Genomic DNA, 16,168 nt, shown 5'->3' with positions numbered 1-16,168 from the left:
CTTCCAGCCTATTGCCCGAGTCCCAGCTCCGGCGAGGGGAGCCCGTACTCGTGCCGCAGCGCGGAGCGTGCGGCGTACCAGCCGGAGAGCCCGTGCACCCCGGGGCCGGGCGGCGCCGAGGAGGAGCACAGGTAGATGCCCCGCGCCGGAGTGCGCCACGGGTCGGCGGAGACCACGGGGCGCGCGAACAGCTGGCGCATGGTCACGGCGCCCGCGCTGAAGTCCCCGCCGTGGTAGTTGCGGTTGTAGTCGGCGAGCTGGGCGGCCGTGGTGACCCGCATGCCCCGGATCCGATCGCGGAAGCCCGGCGCGAAGCGCTCGATCTGGCCGATCACGGCCGTCGAGACGTCGTGCGTCGAACCGCTGGGCACGTGCGTGTAGCTCCACACCGCGTTGACCCCGGGAGCATTGCGACCCGGATCGAAGCCGGCGGTCTGCGCGAGCAGCACGTACGGCCGCTCGGGGTGGCGGCCCCGAGCCACCTCGAGCTCCGCCGCGGCGCCCTCCGCGCGGCTGCCCCCGAGGTGCACGGTCGGCGCAGCGGCGACCCGCGGGTCCCGCCACGGGATGGGTCCGTCGAGCACGAAGTCGACCTTGGCGGCGGCGTCGCCGTAACGGAAGCGATCGAGCGCGCGCCGGTATCGGCCGGGCAGCTCAGATCCCGCGATGCGGACGAGCCCCCTCGCCGAGGTGTCGAAGAGCTTGACGTCGAAGCCGTCGAGCTCGCGCACGTCCGTGATCGCGCGGGCGGTCTCGATGCGGCCTCCGTGCGCCAGCAGGTCGGCCGCGAGCGCGTCGCCGATCGCTCGGGATCCCCCGACCGGCACCGGCCAGCCGCTCGCGTGGGCGAGCGCCCCGAGCACCACGCCGACCGCGGCCGTGGCCGGGTTCGGCATGCGGCCGATGCTGTGCGCGGCGACGCCGGAGATGAGCGCCGGCGCGGCCTCCTCCCGGAACCGGAGGTTCCAGAGCGGGCTGCCCTGCTCCAGGGTGCGCAGACCGGTGAGGAGCGCGGCCAGCGGATCGCGCGGCAGGCGGAGCATGCCGCCTCCGAGCGCGAAGTCGACGACGCCGTCGAGGCGGCGCAGCAGGGGCCTGTAGAGGCGCGCGTAGGCAGCCCCGTCCGCGCCGAGCTCGTCGGCCGTGCGCGCGAGGTCGCGGTAGGCGATCGCGGCGCGATCCGCGCCTCCCCCGGCGGCGCCGTCGAGCGGGTTGGCGTAGGAGGCCTCCGGGATCACGAACTCCATGCGCCGCTCGAGCTCGAACGCCCGGAAGAACCCCGTGGCGAGGGCCATCGGGTGGATCGCCGAGCAGACGTCGTGCAGCACCCCGGGCTCCACGACCTCGGCCGTGCGAGTGCCGCCGCCGATGGTCTCCGACGCCTCGAACACCGTCACCGGCACTCCGGCCCGGGACAGGGTGACCGCGGCGGCGAGCCCGTTGGGGCCCGCTCCGATCACGGCTGCACCGCGAGAAGAAGTCATACCATCAGCCTAGTTGGAGGCCCCGTCCGGCATCCAGGCGCCGGCCGACGGGGCCGCGCAGGCACGGGAACGGGGCCCGGGCGCTGCCCGGACCCCGCCACCCGCTCCCCGCTAGGCCCGGTAGCTGTTCACGAGCCGGTAGATGAAGGCCGCCATCGCCTCGCGGCTCAGGCGGGACTTCGGCCAGAACTCGCGTCCGTCCTCCACCTTGATGCCCGTCGACAGCTGCTCGTCGACCATCCACGAGATCTCGGTGTAGAACTTGTCGCCGCGCTTCATGTCGAGCATCTGCGACTTGGCCGGGGCGACGTAGCCCCGGGGCGCCTCGAGACGGTAGATGAAGGCCGCCATCGCCTCACGGCTCAGCCGCAGCTTCGGACCGTAGTTCGGCTTGCCGCCCTCGGGGTTCTTGATCCCCGTGGACAGACCCTCCTCGTACATCCACACGATCTCCCGGTAGAACTTGTCGCCGGGCTTCATGTCCGCGAAGGGCGACACGAGCGGGGCCCGGTAGTTCTTCGGAGCCTCCATGCGGAAGATGAAGGCCGCCATCGCCTCACGGCTCAGCCGCAGCTGCGGACCGTAGTCGATGCCCCCGGAGCGCTTGATACCGGTCGTGTACCCCATGCAGTGCATCCAGTCGATCTCCTTGTAGAACTTGTGGTTCGTGGGAGTGTCGAGGAAGACCGACCTGGAGCGCGGCGTCAGGCACTTGCTCGTGTTCGGATTCGGGTTCTCGCCCGAGGCGTTCGACGAGGCGTTGGCGATCGCCGCGGCCTTCGCCGCAGCCGAGGCGTTGGAGTTGGCCCGGGCGCTCGCCGACGCGTTGCTGTCGGAGTCGGCCTGCGAGTTCGCCGCCGCCCGGGCCGCCGCCTGGGCCGAGCCGTTGGCCTGGGCCGAGGCGTTGTTCGACGCCGAGGCGTTCGCCGCCGTCTGAGCCGCCGCCTGCGCGTTCGCCGTGGCCTTGGCGCTCGCCGACGTGGAGTTGTCGGCCATCGCCGCCGCCTTCGCCGCCGCGTTCGCGTTCGAGTCGGCCGAGGCCGACGCCGAGGCGTTCGCATTGGCATTCGCGCTCGCATTGCTGCTCGCGGAGGCGTTGGTGCTCGTGCTCGCGGTCGAACTCGCGCCGGCGTTCGCCGATGCGTCCGCCGAACCGACGGAGTAGGCGTCCGAGCTCGCCGCCGCCTGCGCCGAGGCGCTGGCGTTGGCGTTCGCCTGCGCCGAGGCGGAGGCCGAGGCCTTCGAGTCGGCGCTGTTGTCGGCGGTGCCGCCCTCCGCGGCGGCCTGCGCAGCCGCGTTGGTGTCGGTCGTGGCGTCCTGCGAGGCGTTCGTGGATGCCCCCGCCTCGACGCTCGCCTGAGCCGCGGCCTGCGACGCCGCGTTCGCCTGAGCGGTGCCCTCGACGCTGGCCTGCGACGACTGGTCGCCGTAGGCGGCGGCCTGAGCCGCGGCCTGCGCCGAGGCGTTGCTGTCGTCGTCCGCGGTCGCGGAGGCCGAGGCGGATGCGGCGGCGCGTGCGTCCGCGCTGTTCTCCGGGCTCTCGTCGTCCGCGGCCTTCACCGTGGCCGAGCCGAGCTCGACCTTCACGGCGTCAGACCCCACCACGGGCAGCAGTGAGATGGCCAGGGCGCGCACCGTGCTGCTCCCCGTCCCGAAGTCGCCCGCCTCCGGCTGCTCGTTGATCGTCAGCGTCAGCAGCTGGTCGAGGAGCGGATCGAGTGCCCCGACGAGCTCGCCGACGAGCGGCTGCAGCAGCCCCTCCACCACGGTGGACTGCACGCCGCCGAGCACGTCGTCCGTGACGAGTTCCAGCAGGGGTGCGGTGACCGTGCTCGTGATCACGTTGATCAGCGGAGTCACCAGGGGATTCAGGAGATCCCCGACCGGCAGCACGCCCAGCAGATCGAGATCCGTGGTGATGTCGCCGCTGCCGAGCGAAGCGCCCTCGTAACCCGTGAACTGGGCGAGCGTGCCCTCGATCGTGATGTCGGCCTCGGCGAGCGGCAGCTGCACCGCGAGCAGGCCGACGTAGCCGCTCGCATTGATGTTGAACTTCACCCCGACGTCCCAGATCCGCTCCTGCAGCAGGGACTCGACCTTCGAGATGAGCGAATCGGGCGAGGAGGAGTCGAGGATCGCGTCGGTGACGCCGTCGGTGATCGCGGAGATCACATCCTCGGTGAGCACATCCGTGTTCGCCGGCAGCGAGTTGATGTCGAGCCCCGCGTACGCCGAGTCGCTCGCGATCAGCACCTGCGCGAGATCCACCCGGACCGTGCCGTTCACCAGATCCACGACGATCGAGCCGTCGCCGTTCGCGATCGGATCACGCAGAGCGTCCTGCACGACTCCGTCGATGAGGTCGTCGACGCCGGTGAGCTCGACCGTGCTCTTCGACGGATCCGAGTCGAGCCGCACCAGCAGCAGGTCGACGTCGTCGACGATGGCGCTCAGTCCCGAGATCGCCTGGCTCAGCACGCCACCGGTGCCGATCGCGCCGTTCAGCGGGGCGACCAGCGAGGTGAGCGAGGAGTCGAGCGTGGTCGACAACCCCTCCACCAGGTTGCTGTGCACCTCGAGGTCGAGTTCCGAGAGCAGGTACTCGCGATCGATCGCCGTGCCGTCCTTCTCCGCTCGCGCACCGACGGCGCCGAGATCGACGGTCGCGGTGTCGAGCACCGTGTCGCGCACCGCGGTGCCGAGCAGCTGCTCGAGCAGTGCGCTCACATCGAGCTGGGCCGGCGTGAAGCCGGGTTCGCCCGCCGCGTCGAAGTCCAGCGCGCCCCCCTCGGTGATGAGACCCGATGCGGATATCGACTGCGTCTCGGACGGCGAGTGGCTGTAGCTCGACACTGCTCCGGCGCTGCCGAGATCGAGCAGTCCCGGTGCCTGGCTGTTGCCGAGGATCGGCAGCGCCACGCTGCCGAGGTTCAGCGTCTCGCCGCCGAGGAGCTCGACGTCGAGTTCGTCTCGCACCGCCTCGTTGGGCCCTGCGGCGACCCATTCGGTGAGCGTCGTACCGGCTCCGGCGACGTCGAGTCCGAGCCCTTCGGCCCAGACCACCTGGCCGTGAGCCGCTGAAGCACTGGTCGTGGTCTGCGAGTCCGCGCTCGCGACCGGTGCGATCAGTGCCGTTGCGACCATCGCCGCCGAGGCCGTGACGGCCCCGATCGCCAGCGTTCGCGTCCCCGTTCGGCGTCGCCGAATTTGCTCTTGTGTGGCGTCCACAAGTTCCCCCTTGAATTGTCCCCCGAAGCACATCCACTCCGACACACGATTTGTGGGTCGCCCCCGGATGCCCTTCTAGGAGTGATCCTAGAGGCGCGATCTTCCGTTCGGCAAGCAAATTGACCGCCAGTATAATAATGGACGGTATATATGTTTCTGAATCAGGCGTCCGGATCCGGATCGCCCGACCGCCGCCGACGGACCAGCGCGATCGTCGCGATCGTCGCTCCCAGCACGATCACCGCGCCCGCGCCGATCAGCACGGGGGTGCCGCTCCGCCCGCCCGTTGCCGGGAGCGTCCGGCTCGTCACGGGCACCGCCTCCGCGGCGAGGGTGCGCGCCTCGATCCTCGCGTATCCACCCGCACCGTGCGCGTTCAACGCCTCGAGAACGACCGTGTGGCGCGTCCCGGGCTCGAGCCCGGAGAAGACGTGCCCGGTGGTCCCGGCCGCCAGTTCGACGATCTCGCCCGCCGGGATCGGGGAGAGCTCCGCCGTGCGCACCGCCGCATCCGCGCCCCCGGCGGCGGCAACCGGCACGATGCTGAGGCGGTAGCGGTCCAGTGTGCCCTCCTGCTCCCACGCCAGCTCGATCTCGCCCTCGGTCGCCCGCGCGACCGCAAGGCCCGTGGGCAGCAGCGGCAGCGTGATGAACTCCGTTCCGGCCGGCCGGCTCGGTCCGGCATCGTTCAGCGCCTCGAGCGACACCGAGTACGGATGGTCGGGCGCGAGGCCCGCCAGCGCCCGGCTGTGCGCACCGCCGTCGAGCTCCTCCGCGAGCAGCGTCTCCCCCGACTGCTCGTCCTGCACCACGAGCCGGTGGGGCACCCCGTCGGCCGCGTCCCAGCGCAGCTCGGCCGAGTGCTGGGTGATCGCCGTCGCGAACAGGCCGGTGGGGGCCGCCGGACGCTCCGGCAGTGCGTCGAGCAGGCGATAGGCGTCGACGATCCCCGCCCCGGTGGCGTGCGCGTCGAGCACGCCCGCCGCCGCATACGGGTTGACGGGTCCGCCGTCGGCGGCACCGCGGCTCGTCGCGAGCAGCTGCTCCACCAGCTCGGCGCTGCCCGTCGCGGGCGCGTATGACTTCCCGAGGGCGAGCACGGCGGCGGCATTCGGCGCGGCCGCCGAGGTGCCGGAGAAGCGGTACTCCGGAGTGCTGCCGGAGCCCGAGTCCTCTCCGAAGAAGGTGGTCCGCGTGCCGTCGACCGCCACCGCGTGGGGCGCGTCCACGAGCCGCGGCTCGGGCAGGGGAGCGGCCGGAACGGGGTCGAGGGCGGGCAGGACGAGCGGCGCGAAGAGCTGCCGGCCCGGCCCCAGCGACGAGTAGTCGCGCAGCACCGCGGGATCCTCCCAGTCCGCGGCGCCGATGCTCACCGCCGAGCCGTCGCCGCCGTGCCCGAACGCGGTCGCCCCGACCCGGTCGCCGGCGCCGGGCGCCGGATCCCCCATGAACGCGCGCTCGGCGATGGCGTCGCCGCCTCTCACGAATCCCAGATAGACCGCTGGATCCGGCTTCGCCGGGTCGTGCTGCGTGCGCACCATCACCATGCGCACGCGATCACCCGGCGCCACTGCGACGCTGCCCGACAGACCCGGGTAGATCGTGCCGAACGAGGCGATGCTCGCGAGCGGCTGCGGCGCGGCGCCCCCCGGATCGTCCCGGTAGAAGCGCAGCTCGTACTTCGTCGTCACCCCGAACACCGGCTCGCCGATCGATGCGAGGGCGCGCATCGACGCACCCCCGCTCAGCCCCGGGTCGATGGTGAGCGTGTCGTACGCGACCTCCGGAAGACCGGGGTCGAAGTCGAGGCAGTCGGCGTCGGTGCCGGCGGCGACCCAACTCGGGCAGTCCATCGGCCGGTACCGGTCCGTCTGCCAGGAGGCCACCGGCGCGCCGCTCGAGGCGCCGAGGCCGCCCACGCCGTTCGCGTTGCCGGCCGACGTGAAGTAGGCCACGCCGTAGGCGCTCTTCACGTACTCGATCGCCGCCGACATGAAGCTCTGCTGGTAGTAGGCCTCCTGCGGCCACGTGATGTCGTCCACGATGATGTCGGCTCCGGCCTCGGCGAGCGCGACGATGTGCTCGGCGGCCGCGATGTCGCTGGCGCCCGCGTCCGCGAAGAGCAGCCTCGCCCCCGGTGCGATCCCGTGCACCAGCTGGGCCATGGCCCGGCCCTCGTCGCTGCCGCCGCCGAGATCGTCCGAGACGATCTCCACGGGCTGCGTGCGCCCGCACGGGTTGCCGGGCCCCGGCAGCGCGCCGGAGGACACGTCGTCCTGCCAGGACGTCGGCCACGCGGTCTGGGCGAACGAGTCGGACATGATGCCGACCGACACCCCGCTGCCGTCGACGCCGAAGGCCTCACGGGCCTCGGCCGAGCGCAGCGGACCGTCCGCCTCGATCGGGATCGGGCCGCAGGACCCGCCGCTCGCGGCCGGGTCGGCGAGCTGCGGGACGGCCCTCGCCGGCTCCCCCGTCCGACTGCCGAGCTCCGCTCCGGTGAACGGCTGCAGGGCGGGGACGACCCCCAGCACCCCGGGTATCCCGGCGGCTTCGGCGATGCGGGCGGGATCGATGCGCACGGTCACGGCGGGCATGAACGTCGACGCCTCGCCCACCTCGGCGACCTCGGCCAGCCCGTTCAGCACCGCCTCCCGCGCGGCGCCGTCGAAGGTGACGGTGGCGGTCACCTGCCCGGCGGCGTCGAAGCTCAGGCTGCCGCCCCCGGACTCCGGCAGCGAGAGCTCGCCGAGGATCTCCGTCGGCTCGGTGGCACCCTCCTCGACCGCCTCGATGAGGGCGTCGGCCAGCGGCGATCCGGTGTCGGGCCGGTCGGCGTGATCGCCCGACGATCGCTCCTCGGGACCGACGGCCTGGGCCGCGGTCGGCAGTGCGAACAGGATCGCGAGCGGCAGCGCCAGGCACGCCAGCAACCGGCGGCGCCTCGAGGCACGCATTTTCTCCCCCGTTCTCCGGGACGCTCCCGCGGGCCCCGTTCCCACAGTCGAGCCTACCCTCGATCCCGACGGCCGCACCGATCCCGCACCCCTCCTGGGGTGAGGCGGCCACGTTCGCCCCGTGTCGGCGCGTCAGTAGTTGTCGCCAGAACTGCGCAATGGCAGCAACTACTGGCGCGCGTAGTGGACGGGAGGGGCTGGCCAACACGCATCGTCTGAGCTCTTCGGGAATGCAAAAACCTGCCGATAACCCGATGATGCAAAAACCGTCCTGGAACGCAAAGACTCCCCACGCACCCGCTAGAGCCCGAGTACCCTTGCTGCATTTCTGCCCTGGGGGAGTTTCCCGAGATAGCGCCACGTGGGGAGCCGTACCAGTCTACCGGATATCGGCGGGCCGTTCGCACGTCGCAGCACCTCCGCACTGCGACGGTCTCCTGGACGCCGCGACCGCCTACCCTTCTGCGTCGCCGACGACGGGGACCGCTCCGGTGGAGACCGGGATCGTGCCCGTGAGCAGCTCCTCTACGCGCTCCTCGGCGTCCTCGCCCGCGAACTGCGCCTGGTAGAGCGCGTAATAAGCGCCCCTCCGCCGCAGCAGCTCCTCGTGCGATCCCTGCTCCACGATGCTGCCGTTCTCCATCATGAGGATGGTGTCGGCGTCGCGGATCGTGGAGAGCCGGTGCGCGATCACGAAGGACGTGCGGTCCGCGCGCAACGCCTGCATCGCCTTCTGCACGAGCACCTCGGTGCGCGTGTCGACCGACGAGGTCGCCTCGTCGAGGATCAGCAGGGACGGGTTCGCGATGAACGCGCGGGCGATCGTGAGCAGCTGCCGCTCGCCGGCGGAGAGCGACGAGGCGTTCTCCGAGAGCACGGTGTCGTAGCCCTCGGGCAGCTGCCGCACGAAGCGATCCACCATCGTCGCCTGCGCGGCCTCGACCACCTCGTCGTCGGTGGCGTCGAGACGCCCGTAGCGGATGTTCTCGCGGATCGTGCCGTCGAACAGCCACGCGTCCTGCAGCACCATGCCCACCTGACCGCGGAGTTCGGCCCGCGAGAGGTGCGTGATGTCGACCCCGTCGAGCAGGATCCGCCCGCTGTTCAGCTCGTAGAACCGCATGATGAGGTTCACGAGGGTCGTCTTGCCGGCGCCCGTCGGGCCGACGATCGCGATCGTGTGGCCCGGCCGCGCCTCGAGCGAGAGGTCCTCGATGAGGGGCTGATCCGCGACGTAGCTGAACGAGACGTTCTCGAACTCCACGTGGCCGTCGGTGCGCTCGGGCAGGTGCTCGGTCACGGTGTCGGGATCCTGCTCCTCCGCGTCGATCAGCTCGAAGGTGCGCTCGGCCGACGCCACGCCCGACTGCAGCATGTTCGCCATGCCCGCCATCTCGCCGATGGGCTGCGAGAACTCGCGCGAGTACTGGATGAACGCCGTCACATCGCCGAGCGTCATCTGCCCGGCGGTCACGCGGAGCGCGCCGACCACGGCGATGAGCACGTAGCTGAGGTACTGCACGAACTGCATCGCCGGCATGATGGTGCCCGACAGCGCCTGAGCCCGGTAGGCGGCGTCGAAGAGCCCCTCGTTGCGGCGGTCGAACTCCTCGATCATCTCGGCGTCGCGGTTGAAGATGCGCACGAGCTCGTGGCCCGTGAACGACTCCTCGATGTGCCCGTTGAGGTCGCCGGTGTGCTTCCACTGCGCCACGAAGAGCTTCTGCGCGCGCACGCCCACGACCCCCGCGATGATGCCCGAGAGGGGCAGCGCGATGAGCGCGATGAGCGCGAGCTGCCACGAGACGATGAACATCATCGCGGCGATGCCGATCACGGTGAGCAGCGACTGCACGAGCTGCGAGAAGGCCTGCTGCAGCGCCTGCTGGATGTTGTCGACGTCGTTGGTGACGCGCGAGAGCACGTCGCCGCGCTGACGGCCGTCGAAGTAGCTGAGCGGCAGGCGGTTGATCTTCGCCTCGATGTCCTCGCGCAGCCGGTAGATGATCCGCATCACGAGGCGGTTCAGAATGTACCCCTGCAGCCACATGAGGAACGATGCGACGAGGTAGAGCGCCAGCACCGCGAGGATCAGCCGGCTGAGCAGACCGAAGTCGATGCCCTCGCCGGGCACCACGTCCGCCCCCTCGAGCATGTCGGCGAACTGCGCGTTGCCCTCGGCGCGGGCGCCCGCGATGATCTGCTCGAGCGGCACCCCGGCGGGCAGCTGCTTGCCGAGGATGCCGTTGAAGATCACGTCCATCGCCTGGCCGAGCACCTTCGGGGCGATCACGGTGAGCACCACCGAGCCGATCACCAGCAGCACCACGAACGAGAACAGCCACTTCTCCGGCGCGAGCAGGCCGATGAGGCGCTTCGCCGCCGGCCAGAAGTGCTTCGCCTTCTTCGCCGGCTGTCCGCCGAACCAGTCGTCGCCGTCGGGCTGGTAGTCGTCGGGCAGCTCGAACTCGTCGGCCTGCTGCGTCGTCTTCTTCTCGGCCATTACGCCACCTCCGCCTCTTCGAGCTGCGATCGGACGATCTCCTGGTAGACCTCGCTGGTCTCGAGCAGCTGTTCGTGGGTGCCGCGCCCCACGATCTCGCCGGCCTCGACCACGAGGATCTGATCCGCCTCCGTGATGGTGGACACGCGCTGCGCGACGATGATGGTGGTCGCGCCCCGCGTCGCATCGGGCAGCGCCGCGCGCAGCCTCGCGTCGGTGGCCACGTCGAGCGCCGAGAACGAGTCGTCGAACAGGTACACCCGCGGCTTCGCGACGAGCGCTCGGGCGATCGACAGCCGCTGGCGCTGACCGCCGGACACGCTCGTGCCGCCCTGCGACACCGGCTCGTCGAGCTGCTGCTCCTTCTCGCGCACGAAGTCGTCGCCCTGGGCGACGCGCAGCGCCTCCCAGAGCTCCTCGTCGCTCGCGTCGCTCCGGCCGAAGCGCAGATTCGAGCCGATGGTGCCCGAGAAGAGGTACGGGCGCTGGGGCACGAGGCTCATCGTCTCCGCCAGCTGATCGCGGGTGAGCGCCGATACCGGCGCCCCGTCGACCGTGATCGACCCCTCCTGCGGGTCGTAGAGACGCAGCATGAGATTCAGCAGGATCGTCTTGCCGGCCCCCGTCGAGCCGATGATGGCGGTCGTCCTCCCCGGTTCGGCGACGAAGCTCACGTCCTTGATGACCGGCTTCTCGGCCCCGGGGAAGCCGAAGGTCACGCCGGAGAACTCGACGCGGCCGGCCTCGGGCGTCGGCACCGACGCGGCGTCGGGGAACGTCAGGGTCGACTCGGTGTCGAGCAGCTCCCGGATGCGCTCGGCGCAGACCACCGCGCGCGGGATCATCATCGTCATGAAGACGCCCATCATCACCGCGATCAGGATCTGCAGCAGGTACTGCAGGAACGCCGTGAGGGAGCCCACCTCGACGAGCCCCTGATCCACCCGGTGCCCGCCGAACCACAGCACCGCCGCCGTGGCGATGTGCAGCACCATCATGATCACGGGGAACATCAGCACGAAGATGTTGCCCACCTTCACCGAGATGTCGGTGATGTTGCGGTTCGCCACCCTGTAGCGCTCGACCTCGAAATCCTCCCGCACGAAGGCGCGCACCACCCGGATGCCCATGATCTGCTCGCGCAGCACGCTGTTGATCGAGTCCACGCGATCCTGCATCTTGCGGAACAGCGGCAGCAGCAGCCAGACCAGGAAGCCCACGATCACCGCCAGCACCGCGACCGAGAGCCACACGAGCCACGACATGCCCGCGTCCTCCCGCAGCGCCATGATGATGCCGCCGATCGCCATGATCGGCGCGGAGACCATGAAGTTGAGGGTCATGAGCACCAGCATCTGGATCTGCTGCACGTCGTTGGTGCCGCGCGTGATGAGGGTGCCCGCCCCGAACTTCGTCGCCTCGAGGGTGCTGAGCGAGTCGACCTTGCGGTAGACCTCGCGACGCAGGTCGCGGCCCACCCCCATCGACGTGCGCGCGCCGAAGTAGACGGCGGCGACCGCGGTGAAGAGCTGGCCGAGCGACACGATCAGCATGAAGCCGCCCGTGCGCCAGATGAAGTCGGTGTCGCCCCTGGCGATACCGCGGTCGATGATCTGCGCGTTCAGGCTCGGCAGCCAGAGCGCGGCGATGGTGGAGAGCAGTTGCAGCACCAGCACGGCCAGGATGAAGAGCCAGTACTTCTTGGCATGTCGAAGTGCGAGTGAGATGAGGGCCACGAGGATCCTTTCGTCCTGTGCCATCCTGGCCCGGGCCTCGGACATTCACGAACGGCGCGGCGGGGAGACACGAGTGCGCGGCGGTGCGGATGAGGGGCCGGATCAGAGGCAGCCGAGCAACACTAGCAGACTCCGGGCGGGATCGCCAGCGCCCCCGGAATCCGCACGAGGCGGACGGGCACGCGCCCCGGGCATGCGAAAGGGCGGGACCACCCGGAGGTGATCCCGCCCTGCCTCGCGATGCGAGAAGTCGGCGTCCGAAGGGACTTAGGCGAGCTTGACGCCCGCGCCGGCCTCCTCGAGCTTGGCCTTGGCCTCCTCGGCGGCCTCCTTCTTCGCACCCTCGAGCACGTTCTTGGGAGCCTCCTCGACGAGGGCCTTCGCCTCGCCCAGGCCCAGGCCGGTCAGCTCGCGCACGACCTTGATGACCTGGATCTTCTTGTCGCCGGCCGACTCGAGGACGACGTCGAACTCGTCCTTCTCCTCGACGGCCTCGGCGGCGCCACCGGCGGCCGGAGCAGCGGCGACGGCCACGGGGGCGGCGGCGGAGACGTCGAAGGTCTCCTCGAAGGCCTTCACGAACTCGGAGAGCTCGATGAGGGTGAGCTCCTTGAACTGCTCGAGCAGCTCTTCGGTCGAAAGCTTAGCCATTGTGTTTCTCCTTGATGTCTGCCCTCACGCGGCGCGTGACAGGCGGGTCTTGTTGGTACCGAACCGGCGCGAGCCGATCCCTACGCGTCCTGCTTCTCCTGCAGCGCGCCGAAGCCGCGTGCGGCCTTGGCGGGCAGAGCGTTGAACAGCTGCGCAGCGCCGACCAGAGCGGCCTGCATGGCGCCTGCGGCCTTGGCCAGCAGCACCTCGCGGCTCTCCAGATCGGCTAGCTTGCCTACCTCAGCGGCGGTCAGGGCGTTGCCATCGAAGTAGCCCGCCTTCACCACCAGCAGAGGGTTTGCCTTAGCGAAGTCACGCAGAGCCTTGGCGACCGCGACGGTGTCACCGTGTACGAAGGCGAGCGCCGAGGGACCGGCGAGCTCGTCATCGAAAGCGGTGATCCCGGCGTTGTTGGCCGCAATCTTGGTCAGCGTGTTCTTCGCCACAGCGTACGTCGCGTGCTCGCGGATGCTGTTGCGGAGATCCCGCAACTGGGCAACCGTGAGACCGCGGTACTCAGTCAGCAGAACGGCGTCCGACTCTTCAAACTTGCGCTGAAGATCGGCGACCGTAGCGTCCTTCGTAGCCATGGCGCTCCCTAGCTTGTCGTACCCGCGCGGCGGATGCCGCTCGGGGGCCGCGCCGCTCGGAGACTCCACGCGCTGAGACGGGCTCAGAAACGAGAAAAGCTCCGGCGCGCACGCACGGAGCTACGATGAGTTCGGGATCGGGATCCGCCCCTCAAGGAGTTCTGCACCTGCGCTGGTCCCTGCTGTCGCAGGCGTTACGGGATCCTTGCGGATCCGTACCGGCGGTCTTTGGCCGAAGGAAACTCTATCACACTTTCGCGGGGCACCGCTTTCCTCCGGTTCGGGTGCTGGGTGCGGATGGCCCGCCTCTCCGGCGAGGGGCGTTTCCATGGGCCCGCCTCGCGATCCGGCGCACTGCTTCGCGGTGCGCTGCCAGACCCAGCCACGCGAGGCTAAGCCCATGGAAACGCCCCTCGCCTCTCGTCGGAGGCTCCGCGAACTCTCATAGAGGGGGTTTCTGCGGGGAAGCGGCGACGGCGGATGCGAGTGTCAGCCGGCGGGCTTGAGCATGTAGCCCGCGCCGCGCACCGTGTGGAGCATCGGCTCGCGGCCGCTGTCGATCTTCTTGCGCAGGTACGAGATGTAGAGCTCGACCACCGTGGACTTGCCGCTGAAGTCGTACGCCCACACGCGGTCGAGGATCTGCGCCTTCGACAGCACCCGGTTCGGGTTGCGCATGAGATAGCGCAGCAGCTCGAACTCGGTATTGGTCACGGTGATCGACTCGCCGCCGCGCTCGACGTCGTAGCTGTCCTCGTTGAGGGTGAGGTCGCCCACCCGCAGCACCGGATCGGGCTGCTGCGCGAGCGTCAGCTGCGAGCGGCGCACCAGGCCGCGCAGACGCGCGATCAGCTCCTCCAGGCTGAAGGGCTTGACCACGTAGTCGTCGCCGCCCGCGGTGAGACCGTTGACGCGATCCTCGACCGAGTCGAGCGCCGTGAGGAACAGCACCGGGAACATCTCCCCCGCGCTGCGCAGGCGCGCCAGCAGCTGCATACCGTCGAAGTCGGGCAGCATGATGTCGAGCACCGCGACGTCCGGCCCGAACGACTTGATCTTGTCGAGCGCCTCCTGGCCCGTCGAGGCGGTGTCGACCTCCCACCCCTCGTACCGCAGCGCCATCGCGACGAGCTGAGTGATCGACTCCTCGTCGTCGACCACCAGAGCGCGGATCTTGCCGCCGTCTGCGCGCTTCAAAGCTTGCGAATCCATGTGCCGGATGCTCCTTCTCCGGGCTCGGGCCGTGCACGAGGAGTCACCGTGCCCGGGCCTCCCCATAGCCCATCGGGTCCACTTTCCGCCAGATCGTTCCCGCGGGAACGAGGCGGATTTCTCTCGACGCCGAGCCTATCGCCTCGCCTCCGATCGCCCCACCGCAGTTTTCACCGATCTCAGAGGCCGGCGCGGGAACCAAACCGGAGCACTCACACACTATTCATGGCAGATCCGCGCAACCACGCGGTTCACGCATCCGCGCCCGCTCGGGGCGGGCCGGGAATCGCTTCGCGGACTCCCAGGAAACTCACTGTCAGCGACACCGACGATGCGCACCCGGTCCTCGGACACGATGCATTTTCCCGCCCGGTCCAGGACTTTTATCATCAGATGTCGCTTGAATCCATCGTGCGAGGCGGACCCGTCGCCACGCGCGCATCGCTGTCGTCCGTGACTCCGCGAGCATGGGAGACTGATGTGGTGTCCGACCCCATCCCGAACTACCTGAGTCGCGTGGTGACCGACGGCACCGACCGCATGGCCTGGATGCGCGCACGCGCGCGCGGCATCACGGCCACCGACGTCGCGAAGCTCTCGACCCCGCGCTCGATCGAGGCCGCCGCGCACGAGAAACTGCACGGCAGCCGTTTCACGGGAAACGCCTACACCGCCCACGGCAAGGCGCGCGAGCCCGAGATCGCATCGTGGGTGCTGCGGGAGTACGGGATCGCGCCCAGCCAGGCGCTCTTCCACGCCGAGTGCGACCTGCGCCACCTCGCCACCCCCGACGGCCTCGCGCAGCGCGACGGCGGAGCGATCGAGCTCGCCGAGATCAAGACCACCAACAAGGAGTGGCGCTCGATCCCCCGCAACTACCTGCGCCAGGTCTGGTGGCAGCAGTACGTGCTCGGCGCCGAGCGCACGCTCATGGTGTGGGAGCGGCACGAGGACTTCGTGCCGGTCGGGGATCCCGAGTACCGCTGGGTGGATCGCGACGAGAACGAGATCGAGCGCCTCGTGAAACTCGCGAGCCAGCTCATCGACGTGCTCATCGCCCGCACCAGCTGAGCCCGCCGCGCGACGGCGACGGAACGGCGACCGACAGCAGGCCGCGCCGGGCGCAGGCCGGTGCCGGGCGCACAGCGGCACGGGGGCGCCAGGAGCACGGCGGCGGCGCTAGAAGAACCCGCGATCCGGTTCGGGATCCCGGGCCGCGTCCGGCATCCCGCCGGGCTCGGGCATCGCACCGGGAACCGGTCCGCCGAGGCGCTGCTGCACGCGCGTCGCGTGCGCGTAGTTGCGCTCCATGAGCTCGCGCAGCGCGTCGGCGATGCCCTGCACCCCCGGCACGTCCTCGAGGCGCAGGCTCTCCGCCCCGTGCAGCAGATCGATGTCGCCGGATCCCCGCAGACGCTGCAGCACGCTGCGCCGGGTCTTCACCTCGCGCACCCGCCCGAGCGCGACCTCCGAGCGCTGGTGCACGAACAGCCCGCGCCGCACGATCACGCGCCGCGTGGTGACGGTGGTGCGGTGCGCCAGCCAGGCGAGCACCGGCAGCACGCCGAGCAGCAGGCCCAGCAGCGCGGCGCCCGCGCCCGCGAGGAGGTTCATCCAGGTGTCCGGGAGTGCCCCCACCCAGTACCCGGCCGCGGCGGCCACGGCGATCAGCGCGACCACCGGCGGCACGAGCCTGCGGCCGTGCCGCCGGAATCGGAGCACCACGGCTTCCGGCTGCGTGTAGCTCGCCGGCGCGGGGCCGAGGATCGACTCGACCTCGGCCGTGACCGAGCGGGGTTTGGACATG

General features: G+C 70.2%; 10 protein-coding genes and 1 other RNA gene. 1 reads left to right on the top strand and 10 read right to left on the bottom strand.

The window, feature by feature from the left end:
• Positions 1-8: 8 nt before the first annotated feature.
• From ACWKZU_RS04125 to ACWKZU_RS04085, 9 genes are all read right to left on the bottom strand, one after another.
• Positions 9-1,484 carry a phytoene desaturase family protein gene (locus ACWKZU_RS04125; RefSeq protein WP_449281122.1) on the bottom strand — a complete coding sequence of 492 codons (1,476 nt, stop codon included), beginning with the start codon at positions 1,482-1,484 and terminating at the stop codon, positions 9-11.
• A gap of 111 nt (positions 1,485-1,595) precedes the next feature.
• Positions 1,596-4,628: a choice-of-anchor G family protein gene (locus tag ACWKZU_RS04120; protein WP_449281121.1), complete on the bottom strand. Its 3,033-nt coding sequence runs from the start codon at positions 4,626-4,628 to the stop codon at positions 1,596-1,598.
• A 245-nt stretch (positions 4,629-4,873) separates the two neighbouring features.
• Entirely contained in the window at positions 4,874-7,669 is a 2,796-nt protein-coding gene (locus ACWKZU_RS04115; protein WP_449281120.1) for a fibronectin type III domain-containing protein, read from the bottom strand.
• Positions 7,670-7,946: 277 nt separating this feature from the next.
• Positions 7,947-8,043, bottom strand: an RNA gene (ffs, locus tag ACWKZU_RS04110) — signal recognition particle sRNA small type.
• 80 nt (positions 8,044-8,123) lie between these two features.
• Positions 8,124-10,172, bottom strand: coding sequence for an ABC transporter ATP-binding protein (locus tag ACWKZU_RS04105; protein WP_449281119.1), 2,049 nt, complete (start codon positions 10,170-10,172; stop codon positions 8,124-8,126).
• Positions 10,172-11,908, bottom strand: coding sequence for an ABC transporter ATP-binding protein (locus ACWKZU_RS04100; protein ID WP_449281118.1), 1,737 nt, complete (start codon positions 11,906-11,908; stop codon positions 10,172-10,174). Before ACWKZU_RS04100 ends, ACWKZU_RS04105 begins: the two co-directional genes overlap by 1 nt.
• Before the next feature lie 267 nt (positions 11,909-12,175).
• On the bottom strand, positions 12,176-12,559 hold the full coding sequence (gene rplL, locus ACWKZU_RS04095) for a 50S ribosomal protein L7/L12 (protein WP_449281117.1): 384 nt from the start codon (positions 12,557-12,559) through the stop codon (positions 12,176-12,178).
• An 80-nt stretch (positions 12,560-12,639) separates the two neighbouring features.
• Complete coding sequence (gene rplJ / locus ACWKZU_RS04090) at positions 12,640-13,149, bottom strand: 50S ribosomal protein L10 (RefSeq protein ID WP_208046273.1); 510 nt, start codon at positions 13,147-13,149, stop codon at positions 12,640-12,642.
• Between the two features lie 489 nt (positions 13,150-13,638).
• Positions 13,639-14,361, bottom strand: coding sequence for a response regulator transcription factor (locus ACWKZU_RS04085; RefSeq protein WP_449281116.1), 723 nt, complete (start codon positions 14,359-14,361; stop codon positions 13,639-13,641).
• Positions 14,362-14,901: 540 nt separating this feature from the next.
• Between ACWKZU_RS04085 and ACWKZU_RS04080 the strand changes: the two genes are divergently transcribed.
• Entirely contained in the window at positions 14,902-15,432 is a 531-nt protein-coding gene (locus ACWKZU_RS04080; RefSeq protein WP_449281173.1) for a YqaJ viral recombinase family protein, read from the top strand.
• Positions 15,433-15,540: 108 nt separating this feature from the next.
• Here ACWKZU_RS04080 and ACWKZU_RS04075 read toward each other — a convergent pair whose 3' ends face one another.
• Complete coding sequence (locus ACWKZU_RS04075) at positions 15,541-16,167, bottom strand: PH domain-containing protein (RefSeq protein ID WP_449281115.1); 627 nt, start codon at positions 16,165-16,167, stop codon at positions 15,541-15,543.
• Position 16,168 lies beyond the last annotated feature (1 nt).

The organism is Leucobacter sp. (genome assembly GCF_053528595.1).
The sequence above is the reverse complement of the archived record's forward strand: the minus strand, read 5'-3'. Positions and strand labels throughout refer to the sequence as shown.